The organism is Blautia marasmi (genome assembly GCF_900258535.1).
In the GTDB taxonomy this organism is placed as follows: Bacteria; Bacillota; Clostridia; order Lachnospirales; family Lachnospiraceae; genus Blautia; species Blautia hominis.
Window position 1 is genome coordinate 361,684 of the sequence record NZ_OIWX01000001.1, and the last position, 21,868, is coordinate 383,551.

At 47.4% G+C, this 21,868-nt stretch carries 21 protein-coding genes and 1 tRNA gene; 5 read left to right on the forward strand and 17 right to left on the reverse strand.

Features of this window, described 5'->3' with window-relative positions; genetic code table 11:
* Positions 1-127: 127 nt before the first annotated feature.
* From C6P39_RS01520 to C6P39_RS01560, 9 genes are all read right to left on the reverse strand, one after another.
* Entirely contained in the window at positions 128-1,732 is a 1,605-nt protein-coding gene (locus C6P39_RS01520; protein WP_104802536.1) for a sensor histidine kinase, read from the reverse strand.
* On the reverse strand, positions 1,719-2,420 hold the full coding sequence (locus tag C6P39_RS01525) for a response regulator transcription factor (protein WP_095173794.1): 702 nt from the start codon (positions 2,418-2,420) through the stop codon (positions 1,719-1,721). The genes C6P39_RS01520 and C6P39_RS01525 overlap by 14 nt, the downstream gene beginning before the upstream one ends.
* Positions 2,421-2,597: 177 nt before the next feature.
* Positions 2,598-2,861, reverse strand: coding sequence for a 30S ribosomal protein S18 (rpsR, locus tag C6P39_RS01530; RefSeq protein ID WP_065540893.1), 264 nt, complete (start codon positions 2,859-2,861; stop codon positions 2,598-2,600).
* A 34-nt stretch (positions 2,862-2,895) separates the two neighbouring features.
* Positions 2,896-3,360 carry a single-stranded DNA-binding protein gene (locus C6P39_RS01535; protein WP_095173792.1) on the reverse strand — a complete coding sequence of 155 codons (465 nt, stop codon included), beginning with the start codon at positions 3,358-3,360 and terminating at the stop codon, positions 2,896-2,898.
* Between the two features lie 100 nt (positions 3,361-3,460).
* Positions 3,461-3,748 carry a 30S ribosomal protein S6 gene (gene rpsF, locus C6P39_RS01540; RefSeq protein ID WP_018598534.1) on the reverse strand — a complete coding sequence of 96 codons (288 nt, stop codon included), beginning with the start codon at positions 3,746-3,748 and terminating at the stop codon, positions 3,461-3,463.
* Between the two features lie 101 nt (positions 3,749-3,849).
* The gene (locus C6P39_RS01545) at positions 3,850-4,038 is read right to left on the reverse strand and encodes a DUF951 domain-containing protein (RefSeq protein ID WP_018598535.1); all 189 of its coding nucleotides are present in this window, start codon (positions 4,036-4,038) and stop codon (positions 3,850-3,852) included.
* Positions 4,039-4,070: 32 nt separating this feature from the next.
* Complete coding sequence (locus C6P39_RS01550) at positions 4,071-4,796, reverse strand: NAD-dependent protein deacylase (RefSeq protein WP_104802537.1); 726 nt, start codon at positions 4,794-4,796, stop codon at positions 4,071-4,073.
* Complete coding sequence (gene srtB, locus C6P39_RS01555; protein WP_104802538.1) at positions 4,796-5,599, reverse strand: class B sortase; 804 nt, start codon at positions 5,597-5,599, stop codon at positions 4,796-4,798. Before srtB ends, C6P39_RS01550 begins: the two co-directional genes overlap by 1 nt.
* A gap of 12 nt (positions 5,600-5,611) precedes the next feature.
* Positions 5,612-6,853 carry a hypothetical protein gene (locus tag C6P39_RS01560; RefSeq protein WP_104802539.1) on the reverse strand — a complete coding sequence of 414 codons (1,242 nt, stop codon included), beginning with the start codon at positions 6,851-6,853 and terminating at the stop codon, positions 5,612-5,614.
* 223 nt (positions 6,854-7,076) lie between these two features.
* Here C6P39_RS01560 and C6P39_RS01565 point away from each other — a divergent pair.
* A tRNA-Met gene (locus tag C6P39_RS01565) sits at positions 7,077-7,150 on the forward strand.
* A gap of 88 nt (positions 7,151-7,238) precedes the next feature.
* Here C6P39_RS01565 and C6P39_RS01570 read toward each other — a convergent pair.
* Positions 7,239-10,001, reverse strand: a complete 2,763-nt coding sequence (locus C6P39_RS01570; RefSeq protein ID WP_104802540.1) for a glycoside hydrolase family 3 protein — start codon at positions 9,999-10,001, stop codon at positions 7,239-7,241.
* A gap of 234 nt (positions 10,002-10,235) precedes the next feature.
* On the reverse strand, positions 10,236-11,084 hold the full coding sequence (locus tag C6P39_RS01575) for a MerR family transcriptional regulator (RefSeq protein ID WP_330406993.1): 849 nt from the start codon (positions 11,082-11,084) through the stop codon (positions 10,236-10,238).
* 185 nt (positions 11,085-11,269) lie between these two features.
* On the opposite strand from C6P39_RS01575, the gene C6P39_RS01580 reads away from it, so the two are divergent.
* The 4 genes from C6P39_RS01580 (at position 11,270) to C6P39_RS01595 (ending at position 16,228) form a co-directional block, all read left to right on the forward strand.
* Positions 11,270-12,199 carry a helix-turn-helix domain-containing protein gene (locus tag C6P39_RS01580; protein ID WP_095173775.1) on the forward strand — a complete coding sequence of 310 codons (930 nt, stop codon included), beginning with the start codon at positions 11,270-11,272 and terminating at the stop codon, positions 12,197-12,199.
* Between the two features lie 122 nt (positions 12,200-12,321).
* Positions 12,322-13,995 carry an alpha-glucosidase gene (locus C6P39_RS01585; protein WP_104802542.1) on the forward strand — a complete coding sequence of 558 codons (1,674 nt, stop codon included), beginning with the start codon at positions 12,322-12,324 and terminating at the stop codon, positions 13,993-13,995.
* A 121-nt stretch (positions 13,996-14,116) separates the two neighbouring features.
* Entirely contained in the window at positions 14,117-15,607 is a 1,491-nt protein-coding gene (malQ, locus tag C6P39_RS01590; protein ID WP_104802543.1) for a 4-alpha-glucanotransferase, read from the forward strand.
* Between the two features lie 3 nt (positions 15,608-15,610).
* Positions 15,611-16,228 (forward strand): sugar O-acetyltransferase, encoded by a 618-nt coding sequence (locus C6P39_RS01595; RefSeq protein ID WP_104802544.1) that lies wholly within the window; start codon positions 15,611-15,613, stop codon positions 16,226-16,228.
* A gap of 98 nt (positions 16,229-16,326) precedes the next feature.
* Here the strand turns inward: C6P39_RS01595 and C6P39_RS01600 are convergent, their stop codons facing one another.
* The 6 genes from C6P39_RS01600 to C6P39_RS01625 form a co-directional block, all read right to left on the reverse strand.
* Entirely contained in the window at positions 16,327-17,136 is an 810-nt protein-coding gene (locus C6P39_RS01600; protein WP_104802545.1) for a Fic family protein, read from the reverse strand.
* A gap of 224 nt (positions 17,137-17,360) precedes the next feature.
* Complete coding sequence (locus C6P39_RS01605) at positions 17,361-18,434, reverse strand: Gfo/Idh/MocA family protein (RefSeq protein WP_104802546.1); 1,074 nt, start codon at positions 18,432-18,434, stop codon at positions 17,361-17,363.
* A 93-nt stretch (positions 18,435-18,527) separates the two neighbouring features.
* Positions 18,528-19,442, reverse strand: a complete 915-nt coding sequence (locus C6P39_RS01610; RefSeq protein ID WP_104802547.1) for a sugar phosphate isomerase/epimerase family protein — start codon at positions 19,440-19,442, stop codon at positions 18,528-18,530.
* 30 nt (positions 19,443-19,472) lie between these two features.
* Positions 19,473-20,432 carry a flavodoxin family protein gene (locus C6P39_RS01615; RefSeq protein ID WP_104802548.1) on the reverse strand — a complete coding sequence of 320 codons (960 nt, stop codon included), beginning with the start codon at positions 20,430-20,432 and terminating at the stop codon, positions 19,473-19,475.
* Positions 20,433-20,447: 15 nt separating this feature from the next.
* Positions 20,448-20,840: a C-glycoside deglycosidase beta subunit domain-containing protein gene (locus tag C6P39_RS01620; protein WP_104802549.1), complete on the reverse strand. Its 393-nt coding sequence runs from the start codon at positions 20,838-20,840 to the stop codon at positions 20,448-20,450.
* Positions 20,833-21,861: a sugar phosphate isomerase/epimerase family protein gene (locus C6P39_RS01625; RefSeq protein ID WP_104802550.1), complete on the reverse strand. Its 1,029-nt coding sequence runs from the start codon at positions 21,859-21,861 to the stop codon at positions 20,833-20,835. The genes C6P39_RS01620 and C6P39_RS01625 overlap by 8 nt, the downstream gene beginning before the upstream one ends.
* Between the last annotated feature and the right edge of the window lie 7 nt (positions 21,862-21,868).

The following is a 21,868-nucleotide window of genomic DNA, read 5'->3' on the forward strand; positions in this document are numbered from 1 at the left end:
ACCATCAAATGCGGGGATGCACAACTTTAAATTGCAGCCGTCATTTTTGTGCAAATTGACAACAGAAAATAAGACAAAAAACAGCCTGTTCCAATAAAAACAGGCTGCATTCAAAACAGAGAAAACCTTATGACGTTTTCATCCATATAATAAATTCCGTGGACATCCCTTCTTCCGGATGCTTGGAAAGGCTGATGTACCCTTTGTGGGATTCCACGATTTTTTTCGCGATGGCAAGTCCCAGACCGGTTCCCTGCCTGCTGTTGCGGGACTCGTCCCCCACAGTGAAAGGTTCAAAGATAACATCTGCAATCTCCGGCGGAACCCCTTTCCCGTTGTCGGATATACTGATCTTTACACTGTTGCCCTCAGCAGCAATGGCAAAGCGCAGTACCGTCCCCTCCGAATTATGCTTCAGCGCGTTGGCAATGATATTTTCAAAGACACGGCTGAACTGCTGGGAATCAATATGACAGTACAGGGGCGTTTCAGGAATATCCGCCTCCAGTTCAAATCCGGCAAGCGCGATCTCATTGTACTTGGACGCCAGGTATTCTCTGGCGAATTCACAGATATTCTCTCTTTTCAGTACCGGGCTGAAATCCGGATGCTCCAGCTTACTGTACTCATAAAAGGTATTGATGAGTTCATTGAGCGCCGAGGATTTTAAATAGATGGTTCTGAGATACTGCTCCCTCCTGTCCTCGGGTATCATGCCGTCACAGATAGCCCTGGCATATCCCTGGATAACGGTAATAGGCGTTTTTAGATCATGGGATATATCGGCCAGCATCTTCTGCTTGTCCATATCTGCTTTCAGACGTTTCTCCTCACTCTCGTTGAGGCGGGCGGCAAGCCTGACAAAATCATCTCCAATCTCCACAAACTCATTTGGTCCTCTGTACTCTGTGCTGGGTTTCTCCCCCTGCTGGTACTGGGTGATGGTCCTGCTCAGGGATGTGAGCGGAACCTTTACTTTCCGGTTCAGCTTCAGCACAAAGACTGCCACAACAATAATATACAGCGGAATTGTCAGAAGCCAGAGTCGTTCCAGAGCAGAGACAATGTGACGGTAACTGGGATCATCTATTTTTTTGTATTTGAAGACTGCCGTATATTTCCTGCCATCCTCCCCTGTGAAAGCATGTTTCTGATATCCGTAGGACGCGGAGACGGAGTCCGTCATATACTGCAGTTCCCGCTCTCCAAGCTGCTGCGCCGGGAAATCCATGGTATTGGTCAGCACTCTGTAGTTCTCATCCAAGATCATGAAGCTCTCTGTCTCTTCATATGTTTCCTCGTCTTTTGACATCACTTCCCCGTACCGTTTCACCAGGATCTGTTTTTTTCCCTCCTGATTCGTAAATGTGGTGGTCTCCGTATATTCCCACAGTGTCATTTCCGGAATACAGTATAATTCCGTGGCAGTGAAGGATTCCTCCATCTTCTCACTGCTCTTATAAACCGTATGCAGGTTCTCGTCCAATACCACAAAATCCCCCTTTGGCCCCAGGACTTTCCGGCATGGAAACGCATCATAGTTTCCTTCCTCCAGCAGTCCCTCGTTTGCTTCCAGGGCATCGACACTGGGCAGATCAAGCCGCCTTTCAAATCCTTTGTTGATAATCGCAGAGATCAATGCCAGGATACAGAGTATGGTCAAGGTAAATCCCACATAGTTTTGTATGAGAAGGGCCAGAAAGCTTCCCGTTTTTCTCTTATCTGTCTTCAATCTTATAGCCTACTCCCCTTATGGTTTTTATGTAACGTGGATTTTTGGGGTTATCTTCTATTTTATCCCTGAGATTGGAGATGTGGACCATGATCGTGTTGTCATCGCTCTCAAAATATTCTCCGCTGGTACTCTCGTAAATCTGTACCTTTGTATAAATAGCACCCGGCTTTTTCATAAGTAGAGCCAGGATTTTATATTCCATTGGTGTCAGGAGAACCTCCTCGCCCTTTTTCTTCAGAACCAGCGTCTGCGTGTCCAGGCTCAAATCTCCCACTTTCAAAATATAGGTCTCCTCATGTTTGGGCTTCTCTGCGTTTAGCTGATAAAACCGTCGGAGATTGGAATTCACCCTTGCCACGATTTCAAGAGGATCAAAAGGCTTTGCCATGTAATCGTCAGCCCCCAGATTCAGTCCCAGGATCTTGTCATTGCTCTTATCTCTGGCGGAAAGAATCAAAATAGGAATATTGCTGATCTCCCGGATACGTCTGGTAAGCTCATATCCATCCATCTTAGGCATCATAACGTCGAGCACAGCCAGACTGATATCTTCCCTCTCCACAATCTTCAGTGCTTCCAATCCATTGCCGGCCCAAAAGACACGGTAGCCCTCATTCTCAAGATAGAGTTTTAAAAGTTCCGCAATGTCCTGTTCATCCTCAGCAATTAAAATCTTGTAATCCATGTACCTGCCTCACTTTCCTTTGTATAACCGAACTCATCCGATGTGCCCATTATAACACGTTTTTAGGTGCGATGAAACCAAAAAGCGCCTCTCTCCCGGCCGCAAAGCTTTTTATACGGCAAAAAACGCCGCTGCACAACGCAGCGGCGCTTCCTTCTCTATGCTTCTGTATGCAGATCAGTCCTGAACATAAGGCATGATAGCCAAATGTCTTGCTTTCTTAATCTCAACAGTTAAAGCTCTCTGATGTTTTGCACAGTTTCCTGTGATCCTTCTCGGAAGGATTTTTCCTCTCTCAGAGACATATCTTTTTAATTTATTTGCATCTTTGTAGTTGATCTCGTTATTTTCTTTTCCACAGAACACGCAAACTTTTTTTCTTCTGCGTCCGCCTCTTCTCTTCATCGGAGAATCCGGTCTGTTACCTTTTTCGTAAGCCATGATTTTTTACCTCCTAATCAAATTCCGTCCTTTATCAGTTGAACGGTAACTCTTCGTCAATTCCGTCCGGAATATTCATGAATCCGTCTGCAGAGGATGCTGCACCAGGTGTCGGTGAAGGCATTCCCATGCCCTGCATTCCCTGTCCGCCAGCCTGTCCCGCATGGCTGTCGCTGACTGCTTTGCTCTCGGCGAACTCCTGGTCCTCAACCACAACGTCTGTGGTATAGACCTTTACGCCGTCCTTGTTCACATAGCTGCCTGTCTGGATCCTGCCGCTGATGGCGATCTTGATACCCTGACGGAAGTATTTTTCTGCAAATTCAGCCTGTCTTCCAAAAGCCACGCATCCGATAAAGTCTGCGGTAGCTTCCCCGTCTCTCTTGAAACGGCGGTCAACAGCGATTGTATATCTGGCAATTGCCATAGAGTTTTCTCCTGCGGAATATCTCACCTCAGGATCTCTGGTTAAACGACCCATTAAAATTACTTTGTTCATATCTCTACCTCATCATTTCTTACCTTGCACATAGTATCGGGAATCAGAAATCTACTTTCATAACTCTAAATGGATCCGCGTTTTGTGCCTTCAGAAAAAATTAAGCGTCTTTTCTGACAACTAAATATCTTAATACATTGTCCATGATGCGAACGTGGCGTTCTACTTCTGCAGGGCATGCTGCATCAGATTCAAACTGGATGAAGTAGTAGTATCCTTCGCGCATTTTCTGGATCTCATAAGCTAATCTTTTTTTGCCCCATTCTTCTACTTCGGAAATAACTCCGTTGTAACGGGTGATGTAGCCTTTCGCTTTTTCCACAACTGCTGCACGAGCTTCATCTTCAATTTTCGCATTAACGACTAATGCTAATTCATATTTGTTCATGCTGTTTTACCTCCTTATGGTCTTCTGGCCCTCTGTTAAGCAGAGAGCAAGGATAAATAATATATCACGAGGATTTATTCTAACACATCACACCTGGATATTCAAGCCTTTTTTTTCAAATCTTTGGTATTTTTCTCCACAATTCTCCTCGCCAGCATGATCTGATGACCACATCCTGTGCATTTCAGTCGAAAATCAGCACCCACCCGGAGGATTTCCCATTCCTGGCTTCCGCAGGGGTGCTGTTTTTTCAGTTTTACAATATCTCCAACTTCATAATTGTAACCCATATCCGGTTTCCTTTCTGTCTGTCTATTCTGGTTTATTCCGCACGGATCTGTGAGAACACCTGGCCAATGGGCGCGTTGATCACAAGATCCGCCATTTTATCCCTAGGTGTGGCATCCCGGTTGATGACCACCAGATACTCCCCGGTGAAATAATCAATCAGGGATGCTGCCGGATAGACTGCCAGGGACGTTCCCCCGATGATCAAAGCTTCCGCGTTTGAAATGGCCTGCACAGACCTGTTGAGCGTCTTGCTGTCAAGGCTCTCCTCATAGAGGACCACATCCGGTTTGATAATACCGCCGCATTTCTCACATTTTGGCACTCCCTCTGCAGCTTTCATATAGGCAAAATCATAGGATGTACAGCATTTCATGCAGTAGTTGCGGTACACACTCCCGTGCAGTTCCAGCACATTGCCGCTGCCTGCCATCTGATGGAGATTATCTATGTTCTGGGTGATGACAGCCTTCAGTTTTCCTGCTCTTTCAAGCTCCGCAAGTTTTAAATGTGCGGCATTCGGTTTTGCGGTATCACAGAGCATCTTGGCTTTATAAAAACGATAAAATTCTTCCGGTCTTCTCATAAAGAAGGTGTGGCTTAAAATAGTCTCCGGCGGATATTCCCACTGCTGGTGATAAAGGCCGTCCACACTTCTGAAATCAGGGATCCCGCTCTCCGTGGAAACTCCTGCCCCTCCAAAAAATACAATGTTGCTGCTCTTTGAAATAATCTCCTGCAGCTTTTCTGTCTCTTCCATTATTTATATACCTCCGGCAGGCGCCTGGCCTGAATTACAAATCTGGTTGCATCATTTCCGGTGCAGGTGGAAAGGGTCACGATCTTGTCATCCTTTGTGGGCTCTGTACCTACATCAAACTCTGAGGCATCCCGCATTTTTTTCAAATACTGTGCAAACTGGTCATCCGGAGCGCTGAAAAGTGTATAAGTGTCACCGGTGGCGGATGTGGTGTGTACCGTGAAGATCTCATAGCGGTAGCTCTTATCCGGCAGACAGATCCACAGATATGGACTGGTCAGGTTTTCCGGCTCGTGCAATGTGCGGAACGTACCGAACATGGAGCCATTTTTCATATTATGTCCGTAAATGATGGTATTGCAGTCTTCAAAATTGCTGTTGTTTGTGTGCTCCATAAAAATGGCGCCCGCTGCATTCTGCTGCCCCTCAAAGGTATAGTGGAGGTAATGGTCATTATCCTTCCCCTTCACAATAGGATAACTCACATCAAGGGCTTCCATCTGGATCCACCCCACAATATCAGGATTGATCTCTTTGAGACCGGCAAAGTCAATCTGGGGGCCGATCAGCTCCTCCTCTTCCTCCTCCTTGGCTTCCGGTTCATCCTTGGGGTCTTCTTTTTTCGTCTCCGGTTCTTTTACATATTCCCTGATCTTGTCGTATTCGTCTGTTCCTTTTTTATACTCCAGGTAAATATTGACAAGCTGGTATGCAGAAAAAAGGAATACGCAGACAGCTGCGATCAAGATGATATTCCGCAGTACACCCCCGAATGTGGTCTTCTTTTTATTCTTCTTGCTCATGAGTGTCTCCTATCAATTGTAGTTATCGTAAAATGCTTGGTAGTCCTCAGAAATGATCCTGGCGCTGGGAACCAGTTTTACGGTGAGCCCATCCGCCGTAACCGTGGTACCTTTTGGAAGTACCGCGTTCTTATATTCCTTGGTATAATCCGGATAATCCGCGCTCGGTTCCGCATCCATCAGAAAGCTGAAGTTCAGCCCATAGTCCATCCCCTGTTCCTTAGGAAGCTCATAGGATACGATTCCGAAATCGTCTGTTGCCATAACAATATCATAGGTCCCTTCCGGGAAATCTTCTCCTGCCACCATGCTGTCTGTCAGGGTGATCTCCTCTGTCAGCGGGTTTGCGGGAGGTGTTAAAACCTCTGCCGCCTGTGCGTTCTCTGATACTATATGTATATTTCCGCCGCCGTTTACCATGACGATGGCACCTGTGAATAATCTCACATCATCTAACTGCAGCACTTCATTATCATTCTCTCCAAAATACTCACTGAACCATACGTTGCTGTCCATATCAGCCACTTCCAGGCGCATTCCTTCCCCTGCACTGGCTATATACTGGCCTTCTGGGATATCATATCCCACCACATATGCACCGGCACCTAAATCCGTCTCCCAGTTTTCCCCTTCCGGGGCCAGTTCCTTCGTGGTGTACTGATAGGGATCAAAGGTGTATTCCGGGTAATCATAAGGCTGCTGGTAGTCATAGGGCTGCTGGTAGTCAAAAGGGTCCTGGTAATCCGGGTCCTCAATAATCTTTTCCGCTGTTATACTTTCTTCTGTCCTGTTCTCATAGCCGATAGCCACCAGGAAAATACCGACAAGGACAGCGATCACAACTACGGTAAGCCCTGTCTTGCTGCCGTCCCGAGGGGTATGAAATGCAGACATACCTGTCCCCCCCGGTCTTTTGGACATCTCCCGGTAGCTGTTGAAGTTTACTGTGTTGTTGGTGTTTCCATTGTTTGAAGTATATTTTCTTGGAGTTGTGCCGGCTCCCATTTCTTTTTTTGCTGTGTTCCCGTCCTGGTCCGAAGGGCTGCGTTCCTGCTGACGAGGGTGGTTCAGAGCCGGCTTTTTGTAAGGCTCTGCGTTCTCTTCCCCATGGACATGGGTGAGAGGGGCACTCTCGCACTGATTGCGGTTCAGCTGGGAACGGTATGCGGAATCCGTTTTATTATTGTCCATACCGCATTCTGTGCAGATTCCATTTCTTAGTTTTCCACCGCATAGGATACATTTTCCCGCCATCTGTTTTCCTGCCTTTCTGCTGTTGGTGTGTTGGTAGCTTTTTATTTTATTGTACCATAGTTGTGGGGGAAACTGAATGTTTTTTTCAAATGTGTGCGGTGAAACCGTCCCGTCTCCCGGTGCCCTTCACCTGAGGAGGGCTGTGGCTGCGGAAGACCCGTCACATTTCTTTTCTTGACATTAGTATAAAAAGGGACTATACTGAATATACTTAAATATGTAACGCGGGATGGAGCAGTCTGGAAGCTCGTCGGGCTCATAACCCGAAGGTCGTAGGTTCAAATCCTACTCCCGCTACTCTATAAAAGCCCGGAGAATTTGTCTCCGGGCTTTTTCCTACTCACTTTTCAGTTTCTAAACTTACGGCAGCATCTGCGCTGCCCCCTTAAAATCCCCTGTCCATTTCCTCCTGCAATCGGATCGTGACAGTCTGAATCTCCATACCTCCCTGGGCAAAATACAGTCTCACGTAATTATGCGGACCAAAGAGCGGACCAATAGTCTTTTCTATTTCTATCCACTCCCCGTCAGTTCCGTTGATGGTCACGGTTCCCTCCAGATGTCCGTTTGCGAACACGGAAACCGGTATCTGCGCCAGCTTTCCGCCTTCCGCCTTTGCTTTCAGACGGACCGTATAAGACCCGAAAGTGTCCAGAAGGATTCCATATACCACACTTTTCCCCTTGGAGGTGTCAATATGAGTGCCATCCAGCGTAAGGCTGCCATCCACTTTGTGATAGGTGATGTCAAAATCCACCTTATCCTCCCCAGCCATAACTTCACCTGCCAGCTGCTCCTCCTCTGACATTCTGCCCAGGGTTCTTTCCATAACCGGGGACTTCATGAGCATACGGCAGATATTTCCGGCGCATCTCAAAAGAGCGCCGCGTTTTAAGACTCCCTTTTTCAAGCTTTCCATCAGGTTGTCTCTGTTGGTCAGAGAATCCTTGGTCACCATATAGACATCGTTCTGGCTCCGGACCATGGCAGCCAGATTGTCCGTGGATGCAGGGCCTCCCTCGTCGTTTAGATCAGCCCACCAGTCGGTCATGACCATACCGTCAAAGTGCCATTCTTTTCGGAGGATCGTGGTCAGAAGGTCATAATTGCTGGCGGTCCACAGACCGTTTATGGCGCCGTAGGTTGTCATGACAGAGTAAGCGTTTCCCTCTTTCACTGCTATCTCAAATCCTCGGAGATAGATTTCCCTCAGTGCCCTCTCGGACATGACGGAGTCCAGAAGCCTTCTGTGATATTCCTGGTTGTTGGCTGCAAAATGCTTTATGGTTCCCGTCACGCCATACTGTGACATACCCTTTAACTGGGCAGATGCCATAACTCCCGTCAGATATGGGTCCTCTGAGAAATATTCAAAATTTCTGCCGTTCAGAGGATTTCTATGTATATTGATCCCAGGCCCAAGCAAAGTGTCAATATGGTTCTTTCTAAGCTCAGCTCCCTCCATTTCGTACAGCTTTTCTGACAGTTCCGTGTCAAATGTACAGGCCAGGCAGGTACCGTTCGGCATGGAAAATGCCGGAGTCCCGCAGTCCATACGGATGCCGGAGGGGCCGTCCGCACAGCAGCCGCAGGGGATGCCGAACTTCTGCAGAGACTCTGTCACGCCGCCGAAAGCTGCCGCTGTACCCGGCGTAACCTTCGGTGAGCACATGCCTTCCCCTCTGACAATGCAGCACAGATCCTCCTCGGAAAGCTGGGCCAAAAATTCCTCCATGGATATTTCCCTGTCAAAAACCTCCCCCAGTGTATATCCCTTATCTCCTGTGTATGTAATATCAGGAAGTGTTTCTTCCTGCACGCGTTCCTGCATTTTGTACCTGCGGACAGGCACCTCCTCCCAGGCCAAAGCGCCGCCCTCTCCTGAACGCATTCTCTTAAATTTTTGCACCGGTCCGGCAGCTTCTGTACAAACAGAGGTCACCAAAGTCTCTGCAGCTTCAAAACTTCCTGCTGCCCGGGCACTTCTCACATCCGTGCCAATGAAGATCTCATATCTGCCTTGCTCCAGCACATAGCAGGATCTGTGCCCTGTCACACCGCTGTCATCATAAGAGGATATATAATAATCGGTAAATGTTAAGACAAGCTCCTGTGTTTCCCCCGGGCTAAGGCATTTCGTCTTGGCAAATGCGGCAAGATTTCTAAAAGGCTTGCCCAGTTTACCCTGCGGGGGATCCACATATAGCTGCACCACTTCTTTTCCCGCAGAGGTTCCTGTATTGGTAACTTTTACACGGACTGTGGTTTCCCCGTCCAGATGCACTGCGGGGCTGCAATCTACCCGGAAGTCAGTGTAAGACATTCCAAACCCGAAAGGATAAAGCACCTTATCTTTGGCAAAGGTCTCAAAATAGCGGTAACCTACATAGATATCCTCCGCATAGATATCAGAGGTCTCACCTCCGAAATTTTCTGTGGAAGGATAATCGGAAATATCACGTGCAATGGTGTCGGCCAGCTTACCACAGGGATTCACTCTGCCGGTCAGTACATCCGCAACACTGTGCCCGCCCTCCTGTCCGCCCTGCCAGGTATACAGAACAGCAGACGGGTTATATTTCTCCACCCATTTCATATCAATGATATTTCCCACATTCAGAACTACAATGACCCTTTTAAATGCACGGCACACTTGGTCCAGCATATCCTCTTCCAAATCTGTCAGAAGATAACTGCCCTTCTTGGCAGATGCATCCCGGTCCTCCCCGGCTGTACGCCCGATCACAACAACGGCCGCGTCGGATTTGGATGCAGCCTCCCTTACCAGCTTTTCATCCAGAGGCATTTCCTCCTGACTCCACGGCTCCTGTGCCCAGCCGCTTCCCTGGTCAAAAGGATGTTCTGCGATCCAGGAACGGTAAACTTCCGCCAGTTCTTCGTTTACAGTCAGTTTCTCCTCCTCCTGCAGGGCGTCATTTATGCTGACCACATATTTTGCGTTTACAAGGCCTCCTGAACCGGTTCCGCTCTTATAATAATGGAACTGGATTCTGCCGAATACGGAAATCGTCTCCTCCCCAAGCGGCAGGGCCTGGTCGTCATTTTTAAGCAGTACCGCTCCCTCTGCCGCAGCCTGGCGGGCAAGGGACGCATATTTTTCCCAGTTGATCACATATTTATTATCCACTGTACTTCTCCTATCCGTATGATTTATTCTTTTCTAACTGTTCCATACCACTCACAGTTACATTCTCTTTTCATTTTACCTGTGCTCCGGATAAAAGACAATATGACGTTTTTGACACATATTAGGCTGATTTTGACCTGTAAACAATTGTAAGTACGCTTCCGCGGGCTGCAGGCAGAATCCCCGCGTTCATACGCATCTGCCTGCGTTCCCGCCTGAAAAGCCGTCAAAACGTCACTGAAAATACTCCCGTACGGCCCCCGCGAAAAATTGTGCCGCCCCTTCCCCATACTGTCCGTCAAAGGCTTCTTTTGCCGTCCGGTCTTCCTCATAGTAATCTGCCAGGTCCAGCATCAGCTTTTCCGCGTCGGATATCTGGTAAAGCTGTTTTGATACAAACTCATACTCCCCGATCAGAGACTTAACTTCAAAGGAATCCCGAGGCATCTCCTTTTTCTCTGCCAGTCTAAGGCAGATCTGATCCAGGCGGTTTTGGTATGCCCGGACCACATCAGCACCCGCTCCGTTTTTTGCCGCCTCCAGGGCACCTTCCTTGCCATTGTACCATTCAGTCACTTTTTTGAAATTTGCCTGTACTTTTTCACCGGAGGCGTTCTCCATATAATGCTCCCTGAACGCCTCCATACTGCCGTACTGTTCTTCCAGTACCTTTATCTGACTCTCACTCATATGAGAGACTATATTTTTATATAACTCTTCGATCTCCGCTTTGCTGAATACTTCAAAATCCATTTTATCTTCTCCTTTCAAAATGTCATCCATGCTGGAAATCAGGCGTTCCAGGCGCTCCTTTTTCAGCTCCAGAAGTCTTTTCTGACTTCTTAAAACCTGCTCCCGGTCATAATCAGGGCTGTCCAGAATGGCTTTTATCTCCTTCAGGGGCATATCAAACTCCCGAAAGAATAAAATCTGGCGCAGAGTTTCCAAGGTCTTATCGTCATAAAACCTGTATCCCGCTTCATTGCAGACCGTGGGCTTCAAAAGCCCGATCTGGTCATAATAGTGAAGCGTGCGCACGCTGATACCCGTTATTTCAGAAACTTGTTTTACAGTCCTCATCATTTCTGCCTCCTGTCTTTCCTGATTTTTACCCTACACTATGACGTTCCGTCAGAGTCAAGTATATTTTACAAGTTTTTTCTTGTTGCTGCAAATGTTCTGTGCTATGCTTTTTTTAGTCAAATAACCATGCAAGCATGCTGCTTGCCTCGCTGCTCGCGGAAATAAATAGGAAAGGCGGAGAACATATGAAACTTTCAGACAATTCCGACATGGATCTGAAGGAACAGAAAGACCATGGCACAGCCTCTTTTCCCTGCGGCCTCTATGAAATTTTTGAGGTTACAAAATGGGATGGGGTAAAGCATCACTGGCATGATGAGGTGGAGATCCTTTATTTTATGAAGGGAGAATTTACACTGGACGTCAATATGGAGACTTACACCATTCAGGAAGAGTGTTTCTATTTTGTCAATGCAGGAGAACTGCACTCCATCCAACCCGGATCCGCCTGCCTGGAATCTGCCGTGCTCTTTCATCCCCGTATTTTGAGCTTCGACAATTATGACATTGCTCAGAGCCGTATCCTCCAGCCACTTTTAAAGCGAAAACTGTTTTTCCCCCTGTGCCTTACCCCAAAGGATACGGCTTTTGCTGCTGTCAAAAAAGAGTACCTGGATATCGTAAATGTATTTTATCAGAGCGGCTCCTACCTTTCCAAAGAGGGACAGACTGTGACAGAAGACCTGCCCTCCCAGCTCTTTATCCGGGCCGGGCTGCTGAAGATCCTGGGGATCCTGGCCGGTGCCGGGCTGCTGACTACCCAGGAGAAGACAGATGACTACAGGGTGGAGATCATTAAAAACTCTTTGGCCTACATTCATGAGCATTACCAGGAAAAATTTTATATCCGTGATCTGGCCCGGCAGGCAGGCATGAATGAGCAGTATTTCTGTCGTTTTTTTAAAAAAGCCATCGGAAGGACCCCTGTCACATATATTAACGAGTATCGTATCGGCCGGGCCATCACCCGGCTGCAGGATACGGACCTGCCGGTCATGGACATCTGCCTGGACTGCGGCTTCAACAATCTGGGGAACTTTTTAAGAGAATTCCGTAAGAAGACAGGTGCCACCCCTCTGCAGTACAGAAAAACCTTTCGCAGTGAAAAGTCATAATTTCGTAGTTTTTAATCAAATATTCGGAGGACAAACCGTGCCAAATGTCAGTATAATTATCCTCGTCAGGCGGAAACAGATAACCGCACAAAATTAAACGATCAGACGGAGGTATATATAACATGCAAAGAAAATGGTGGCACGGCAAAGTGGCATATCAGATTTATCCTAAAAGTTTTTATGATTCCAACGGGGACGGCATCGGTGATCTGCCGGGCATCATCAGCAAACTGGACTATTTAAAGGAGCTGGGCGTGGACATTGTCTGGATCTCCCCTATTTACGCATCTCCTTTTGCAGACCAGGGTTACGATATCTCAGATTACTATAAGATAGACCCCTCCTTCGGCACCATGGAAGATATGGACCTTCTGCTGAAAGAAGCAGAAAAACGCGGCATGTATATTCTTATGGACCTGGTGGTAAACCACTGTTCCGACGAACATGAGTGGTTCCAGAAAGCCTGCGCTGACCCGGACGGGGAGTACGGCAATTTCTTCTACATAGAGGACAGAAAAGAAGGAGAACTGCCCTGCAACTGGAGAAGTTATTTCGGCGGCTCCGTATGGGAACCCCTTCCCGGCTGTCCGGACAAGCAGTATATGCACCTGTTCCACAAAAAACAGCCGGATCTCAACTGGGAAAACGAAGCTGTCCGGGAGGAAGTTTACAAAAATATCAACTGGTGGCTGGACAAAGGTCTTGGGGGCTTCCGTATTGATGCCATCATCAATATCAAGAAAAAGCTTCCCTATAAAGATTACCCGGTTGACCGCGCAGACGGCCTGAGCCTTATTGACCACATGCTGGAAGATGCCACTGGCGTAGGCGAATTCCTGGGTGAAATGCGCGACCGTACGTTCCTCCCCCACGACGCGTTTACCGTTGGGGAAGTATTCAACGAAAAAGAAGAGGAAATCCCTGATTTCATCGGTGACAACGGCTACTTTTCCTCCATGTTTGACTTTGCTGAAACCTCTTTCGGCAAAAGCGAAAAAGGATGGTATGACTGCAAACGCATCACACCGGAAGACTATAAAAAATGCTGTTTCCACTCCCAGAAACGTGTGGGGGATATTGGATTTTTGTCAAACATCATTGAAAACCATGACGAACCCCGCGGTGTGAGCTACTATATCCCGGAAGGGGACTGCTGTGATACCAGTAAAAAAATGCTGGCAGCCCTGTACTTTATGCTCAAAGGTCTTCCTTTCATCTATCAGGGACAGGAGATCGGCATGGAGAATCTGGGTGTGATCCCTCTGGAGGAAGTTGATGATATCAGCGCTCTTGACCAGTATCATGTGGCACGGGAAGCCGGTTACTCTGAGGAAGAGGCACTGAAGATCATGGCTACCTATAACCGTGACAATGCCAGGTCCCCTATGCAGTGGAACAGCTCCGAAAACGCAGGATTTACAACAGGAAAGCCGTGGCTCATCCTTAACTCCAATTACAAAAGCATCAATGTGGAGTCCCAGATCCATGACGAAACCTCTGTTTACGCCTTCTATAAAGCGCTGATCGCCCTGAGAAAGAATCCGGAATATCAGGAAACAGTAGTATACGGAGAGTTGGTTCCCTATCTTGAGGAACGCCACAACCTTATGTCTTATTTCCGCAAGGGTGACAAAACTCTGCTTGTTATGGGCAATTACCAGAATGAGGAGCAGACCGTGGAACTGCCTGCTGCCTGCAAAAAAGTCCTGATCAACAACTATCCGGACATGAACCTTGCAGATGGTGCCATAACCTTACACGGTTACCAGGTATTGGTACTGGAATTGGAGAATTAAATTTCCCTTTCCGCTGTATCTATGATAAAATAACCCCATAAGCTTTAGCGTGGGCCACAAATGCCGAAAGGGATTTTCAGGCTCACTCTAAAGCGCTGAATATGATCAGGGGGTTTTACCAATGAGAGAAAGCGGAATTTTACTTCCCATATCCAGCCTTCCGTCAGGCTTCGGAATCGGCTGTTTTTCAAAAGAAGCCTATACCTTTGTGGACCAGCTTGCATCTGCCGGACAGAAATACTGGCAGATCCTGCCTCTTGGCCCCACCAGCTACGGGGATTCTCCTTACCAGTCTTTTTCCACCTATGCGGGCAATCCTTATTTCATAGACCTGGAAGTGCTGATCCGGGAGGGTGTGCTCACACAAAAAGAGTGTGATGCCGCCGACTTCGGTCAGGACCCCAGGGCTGTGGACTACGGAAAGGTATACAAGGCCCGTTTCAAACTTCTCCGCATGGCATATGAGCGGAGCCATATCACACAGAACCCGGATTTTCTGACCTTTTGTTCCGAAAATTCCTGGTGGCTGGAAGATTATGCACTCTTCATGGCAGTAAAGAATTTCTTCGGGGATGAATGCTGGGACCAATGGCCGGAGGATATCCGAAAGCGTTATGGGTTTGCCCTGGACTATTACAGGGAAAAACTGTATTTTGATATTGAGTTTTACAAATATATGCAGTTTCAGTTTACCTGCCAGTGGCAGAAGCTGAAATCCTATGCAGGACAAAAGGGGATCCGGATCATCGGAGATATCCCCATCTATGTGGCATATGACAGCGCGGACACCTGGGCGCATCCCGAGCTCTTCCAGCTCGATGAAGATAATGTCCCTGTGGCTGTGGCAGGCTGTCCGCCGGATGGGTTTGCCGCGGACGGGCAGCTTTGGGGCAATCCCCTGTACCGCTGGGATCATCACAGAAACACAGGGTTTGCCTGGTGGATGGAACGGCTGTCCTACACCTTCCGCCTCTATGATGTGGTGCGCATCGACCACTTCCGGGGATTTGATGAATATTTTTCCATACCTTACGGGGACACCACAGCCTGGAACGGACACTGGGAAAAAGGCCCCGGAATTGAAATTTTTAACAGGATGAAGGAAGTCCTGGGCTGGAAAGATGTGATCGCGGAGGATCTAGGGTATGTGACGGACTCTGTCCGCCATATGGTTTGGGAGAGCGGATTTCCGGGTATGAAAGTGTTTGAATTTGCCTTTGACACCAGAGATACCGGGTGCGCCAGTGATTATCTGCCCCACAACTACCCTGTTAATTCCGTGGTCTATACAGGCACCCATGACAATGCCACCCTAAACGGATGGTATCAGGATATCTCAGAGAAAGAAAAAGAAATGCTGCGGGATTATCTGCATGACTACACCACTGCGGACAGAAGTTTGTTCTGGGAAATCATCTGCCGGGTTATGGGAAGCGGGGCACGCCTGTGCATTATTCCCATGCAGGATTACCTGGGCCTTGGAAATGAATGCCGTATGAATACCCCGTCCACACTGGGCCAAAACTGGAAATGGCGGCTTCTGCCGGGTGAATTCTCACAGGACTTACAGAACCGAATAAAGAAAATCACAAGAATTTATGAAAGGCAATAAATTATGACGCAAAAAGAACGTATGCTGAAAGAAATGCTCTATTACCCGGCAGATGCCGTACTTACCAAAGAGCGGGCACAGGCAAAAGAGCTGTGCTATGATTTTAATATGTGCCGTCCCTCCGAGGGAGAAAAAAGAGTTTCTATATTAAAGGAGCTGCTGGGAAAGACAGGCGAAAACGTATGGATGGAACAGCCTATCTACTTTGACTACGGCAGTAATACGGAAGTGGGCGAGAATTTCTTCGCCAACGCCAACTGTATCATTTTAGATGTGGCAAAAGTGACCATTGGCAAAAATGTCATGTTTGCCCCCAATGTCTCCCTCTACACAGCGGGCCATCCCCTTCACACGGAAACAAGAAATTCAGGCTGGGAATATGGGATTGCAATTTCCATCGGCGACAATGTTTGGGTGGGTGGAAACGTGGTGTTCAATCCGGGCGTGCATATCGGAAGCAATGTGGTGATCGGCTCCGGAAGCGTTGTCACAAAGGATATCCCTGACAACTGTGTTGCTGTGGGAAATCCGGCTAAAGTGATCAAAGAGATCACGGATGAGGATAAGAAATACTATTTTAAGGACCGTCTTTTTGAAATCGGCGGGGAGATAAACGAATAATGAAACCAATGCCGGAGGACTGCCAATCTGCAGTTATCCGGCATTGATATTATTTCCGGCAGTCAGCCTATTATTTCTTCCGTCTGGATTTTTATGTCTCAAAACAATTGCTTTAAAACAGTATCGCGGTTTCTGAGCTCATTCTTCTTTTCAAACAGCAGGTTCTCATAAAAACGAATCAAAAAAACCATATCTGAATCTATTCTGTTCTGATAATCAGCAAAGTTTGCTCTTACCAGGGCATTTCTAAAATACTGCGCATTCTCTTTGAACATACTATTATCTACACAAAATCCTCTGGTTTTAAGATAGCATTCCATAAAAACAGCTGTTGTCCTGGTATTTCCCTCTCCGAAAGGATGTACTTGCCAAATAGAAGATGTAAATGCGGCAACCTTCTCCAATATCTGCTTTGTATCAAGAGATGCATATTTTGTTCTTTCCTCCTCACGAAAATCATACGAAAGAGTTTCTTCTATCATTTGGTAATTGGCATATTTGACTGAAATTCCATTTAAAATAGGTTCATCCTTGCTGATATTATAGTTTCTGAACGTACCGGCATGGGAGTAAATATCTTGAAACAATGACCTGTGTATATATTTCAGCATTACCGGAGAAAAGGAAAAAGCCTCATCTGAAAGTAGACGGACAATCCTGTTTGAAACCAGATCCGCTTCTTTTTGTCTGGATCTCTTTTCTTTCTCTGTCTCATTTTCATATTTCCGGTACAATAATTCCTCTATCTCTTCATTTGTATAGTTTCCTTCAATATTGTCCTTGGCAAGCTCATATAAATACTTACTGGGTACCAGACCATCCACAGCCTGAAGCCCCGTAGCCATCTCCCAGCACTGGCGTCTGTACTCTTTGCTGTACTCCTTATCCGGAATGTAATACTCGTCCATATTTACCTCCTGTCACGGCTGTTTCCCGGCCAGTTACAATGTTTTGTATTTATTATACTCTTGCCGGACGGACATGTAAACCGGGACTTTTCTTAAACCAAAGCATTTATTTTCAAGACGTAACAGTTCAGACAAGCTGAACTGTTACGCATCCAGCCATTAAAAATCGCTTCGCGATGGGCTGGTCAGCGCAGTGAATACGCAGACCTGTCTGTACTGTTACATCAAGACTCAAATCTGACGGATTCCCCTGTTCGGGCGGATTCTCTTACTGCTTCCATCAGCGCAAGGACTCTTCTCGTCTCCGGAATTTTCACCAGAAAGTCTTCCTCACCGAAATAAGCTTTTTTATAGTTCTCAAAATAATCCTCATGACAGGTGGAAACCGCCGGGATATCCTCTGTGAGGATGGTGCCCTCTGCCGGCGGGCCAAACGAACGGGTAGGCCCTGCTGCCGTCATGGTGCGTTTTCCATCCACGTTTTTCAGCAGATGCGCGGTCCGTACGATCTTCCCCTGGGGTTCAAAACCGTCCACATACGCGGTGCCTTTATTCCCTCCCATGATCCAATGGCGCTCAAACCATTTCTCATGCATTTTATCCGTCAGAAAATACGTGCCCAGTTCCACCTCAGCTGTGATCCCATTGTCAAATTTCATTAGGATCTTAAAATAGTCATCCACCTCAAAATTGATGATATTTCTCAGATCCGCAAAAACAGTCTTTACTTTGGCGCCCTGCATCATCCACAGAACCTGATCCAGAAGATGAACGCCCCAGTCGTAAAGCATACCGCCGCCCTCACTGATGTATACATGCCAGTCGTGCATGTTGCCGTTGAAGCCGTACAGGCTGTTTTTTAATGTATATACCTCACCTAGCTTCCTCTGGTCATAAATTTCCTTCATAATGCGGAAATCCCTGTCCAGCCGCCGCTGGTGGTGCACAGTAAATCTGACGCCGCACTCCTTCACCACGCTGACCATATGGTCAAGTTCCTCCACATTCATGGCTACCGGTTTTTCACAGATAATATCCTTTCCTGCTCTGGCTGCCTGAATGACCAGATCGTGATGCCGGTTGTTGTTGGCAGCGATCAGTACCACCTGGACCTCCGGATCCTGCATCAATTCTTCATTGGACGCATATCTTTTGATGCCATCCTTTACATCCTTTAACTGTTCTTGGTCAAGGTCGGAGATCCCTATCACCCGGAATCCTTCCATTTTCGTCAGCATATTTTCATGCTCATGCCCCATAAACCCATGGCCCACAATACCTATCCTGATATCTTCCATATTAAAATCCCCTTTATCAGACGGACATCTCTGTCCCCTTTACTGCTCATGACCTAAGACATGTGGTCCCGTACCTGCCGCACTGCCTTTTGGTCAAATCACAAAGTTCCTTAAATACCTGGCACTCAGGACCACCGCTTTTTTCGCATCCTCCAGGTCTTTTTCAAATGCCTTATCTTCCACCTCAATGCAGGTGTATCCGTCATATCCGATGTCTGTCAGGGCTGATACATAGTTTCCCCAGTCCACATCTCCCAGCCCCGGAAGTTTCGGAGACATATATTCTAAGGGCACGGCCATAGTCCCCACATCTGCCAGCTTATCCTCATATACTTTGATATCCTTGTAGTGCACATGGAAGATCTTATCCCTGAATTCATAGATTGGCTTGATATAATCAATCTGCTGCCACACAAAATGGGAGGGATCATAATTGATCCCAAAGTTGGGACTGTCCAGGATCTCAAACACTTTTCTCCAGTTTGCCGGGCTTGTCATCAGATTCTGTCCGCCCGGCCATTCATCCTCGGTAAAAAGCATAGGGCAGTTCTCAATTGCAATTTTTACGCCCTTCTCCTCCGCATATTTTACAATTGGCGGCCACACCTCTTTTACGGTTTCCAAGTTCTCCGATACTGTTTTTTTCGGGTCCCTGCCCACAAAGGTTGTGACCATATTCACACCCAGCATGGCAGATGCATCTATGAGCTTATACAGATGCTTTATATAGGAAGCCCGTTTCTCAGGATCCGGGTCCAGTGTGTTGGGATAGTAGGCAAGGGAGGAGATCTCCACCCCCTTTTTCTGACAGTAAGCAGTAAGGTATGCTGCTTTTTCCTCATTCATTGCCTCCACATCAATATGGCTTACACCGGCATATCTTCTCTGCGCTTTTCCCCGGGGCCAGCATGCCACTTCCAGGCATTCCAGGTCATGAGATGCGGCAAAATCCACCACTTCCTCAAATGTCATTCCATCACAGATTGCTGTGATAAAGCCTAATTTCATACTATTTTCTCCTCTCTCATTCCGGGAATATCATTCCCCATACCCTTTGTACGGTTCCAGCAGTTCTTTCAGATCCTGTATCTGACCCGGCCCCACTGCTCTTGTCTTGATCTCAGTGGAATGTTCCAGCTTCCCGTTCCACCGAAGCCTGGAACGGTTCTGTTCTTCCTGGCTGAAATGTACATTCATCCTGCCGTTCACCCATGCAGGCGTACCGGAAATCCCGCAGACCGGGCATTCTACGGCAGTGCTGTCCTTTGACACTGTCAGCATGTTACAGTGACAGACCGGGCAGATGCCCTCCTCCTCTCCCCGCCATGCAGTGCGTTCTTCCTCACTCCCGGCGGCAAGGGCCGCGGCAATGTTCTTTCCCATTTTTCTCATGCGTTCTATCTGTGCTTCATTACCAAGAACATGTTCACAGGCCATGGCGCCGTGATATTCATGCATGTCGATCACATCAATCCCCATGGACATGGTGAATTCATACATGGTGGGAAGCATGAAGGAGAGCCAGTTCTTTGTCATAGCCCCGCCCACGGAAATAAGTGCGCCCACTCTCTTTTTAAAGCTTCTCTCATCCGGCAGCTTTTCTCTGTCTTTTCCGGCGCCCAGTCCTTCCTCAAACGCCGCTTTTCTGAATGTGATATCGTGAGAAGGTCCGATCCTGTCACAGACAGTTTTAAATCTGCCTGTTGGGCTCAGCACATAAGCAGGGGAACCCACTATGACAGCATCACACGCCATAAGCGCTTCATCCAGGATATAAAAATCATCCTTTATGGGGCAGCCCCCTTTTCCCCGTCCTGTGGTCATTCCCACAACACAGGAAATGCAGCCCGTGCACGGCTTGATCTCCAGCTCATCCACACGGATAAACCGCACTTCACAACCTGCCTTTTCGCACTCCATCAGTGCTGTTTTTACCATAATATCTGTGTTTGCCAGCCTTCTTCCAAAGGACAGGCCCAGTACATTTTTCTTTCTCATTTTATTCATCCTGTTCTATGAAATCGTCACTTCCCGCTCCCGGATGCCTTCCAGGGGAACCGGGATATAGGCGGTTCTGGTTGCAACTGTCAGTTTCACTTTATGGACGCCTTTTGTAAGGCCGCCCGTCTTCATGACCCGGATATACAGAGGCTCTCCGTACTCCCATTTATAGGATGTGACCGTCTCTGCCTCCTGTAAAGTAAACCAGTCTTTTTTGTCCACAGAAATGCGTATATCTTCCTTTGGGACTTCCTTGCCATCCTCCGAAATCCGGATGTATTCTATCATGGACATGGGGATTCCTCTGTAATAGGTGATGTTTGTCTGCAGCTCATATCCTGTGATTTCTCCGCTCTCCACCACGTTCACACATGTATTTTCCAAAAAAACATTATTGTCAAACATATGATTCCTCCTGTCCCTGAATCTCTTTTAAACACTGTTTTATGAAAGCAAGCTGGGCTGCCACCTGTTCTTTTTCCACCATTGGTCTGCCGGGAAGTGTAAAGCGGTTCCCTTCATATTCCGCCGCCACATACCCCTTGTAGCCATGGTCATGGAGGTAGGTTAAAAGCCCTTTATAATCCATGGAATACTCCGGCCCCTCCTCTGTCATCTCGAACAGCTTGAGGTGGAAATGTTTGATATAAGGCATATATTCGTCCAGTACATCAAAGTCATAATTCTCATATCCGTCACACAGAGGCACAAACATTCTATCGTGCTCTGATCTGATGGCATCCTCCAGTTCTTTTGGATAGACAAAATTGTTCTCTCTTAAAACACGGTGCAGGTCCGTGCCCTTTTCAAACAAGGTGTCAATATAATCAAACACCCCAGGGCTTGTACCGTTTGCCGTCTCATATTCCCTTACCACCCGGGGAAACCGGCGGCAGAATATGCCCGTATCAATGACAAGTCCTATATATTTGCTGTCCAGCCGCCGCATCTCATCAATAAATGCCTTTGTCTCAGGGATATCAAAAGCCATGCCTGCATGTACTTCCAACGCCACCGACACGTCGTACTGTTCACAGAAGGGGAGCAGAGGCTCCAGCACCCAGTAAGGGACCATGGACACCAGACGGATCAAGCGGATCCCCAGCCTGTCTGCCTGTTTGATTTCCTTTACCAGAAGCTCCACACATTCCCTCTGGGTCAGACTTCTGTTTTTGTACAGATTGGTGTTCAGAAATACATCTGCGATCACAGGTTTCAGACCGGTTTCGGCCAGGAGTGCATGCCATTCCGAAACAGTTTCATCTGCAATATCCGGCGCATTTTTCAGCATCTGGTCCGGAAGGATCTCTATCCCCTCGGCCCCTTTCTCCTTAACAAAATACATGATATCCCTAAGGCTCATGCGTTTATTCAAATACTCGTCCTGTAAGCTGTAGAGGCTTACACAAGTCTTAATCTCTGACATATTCCTC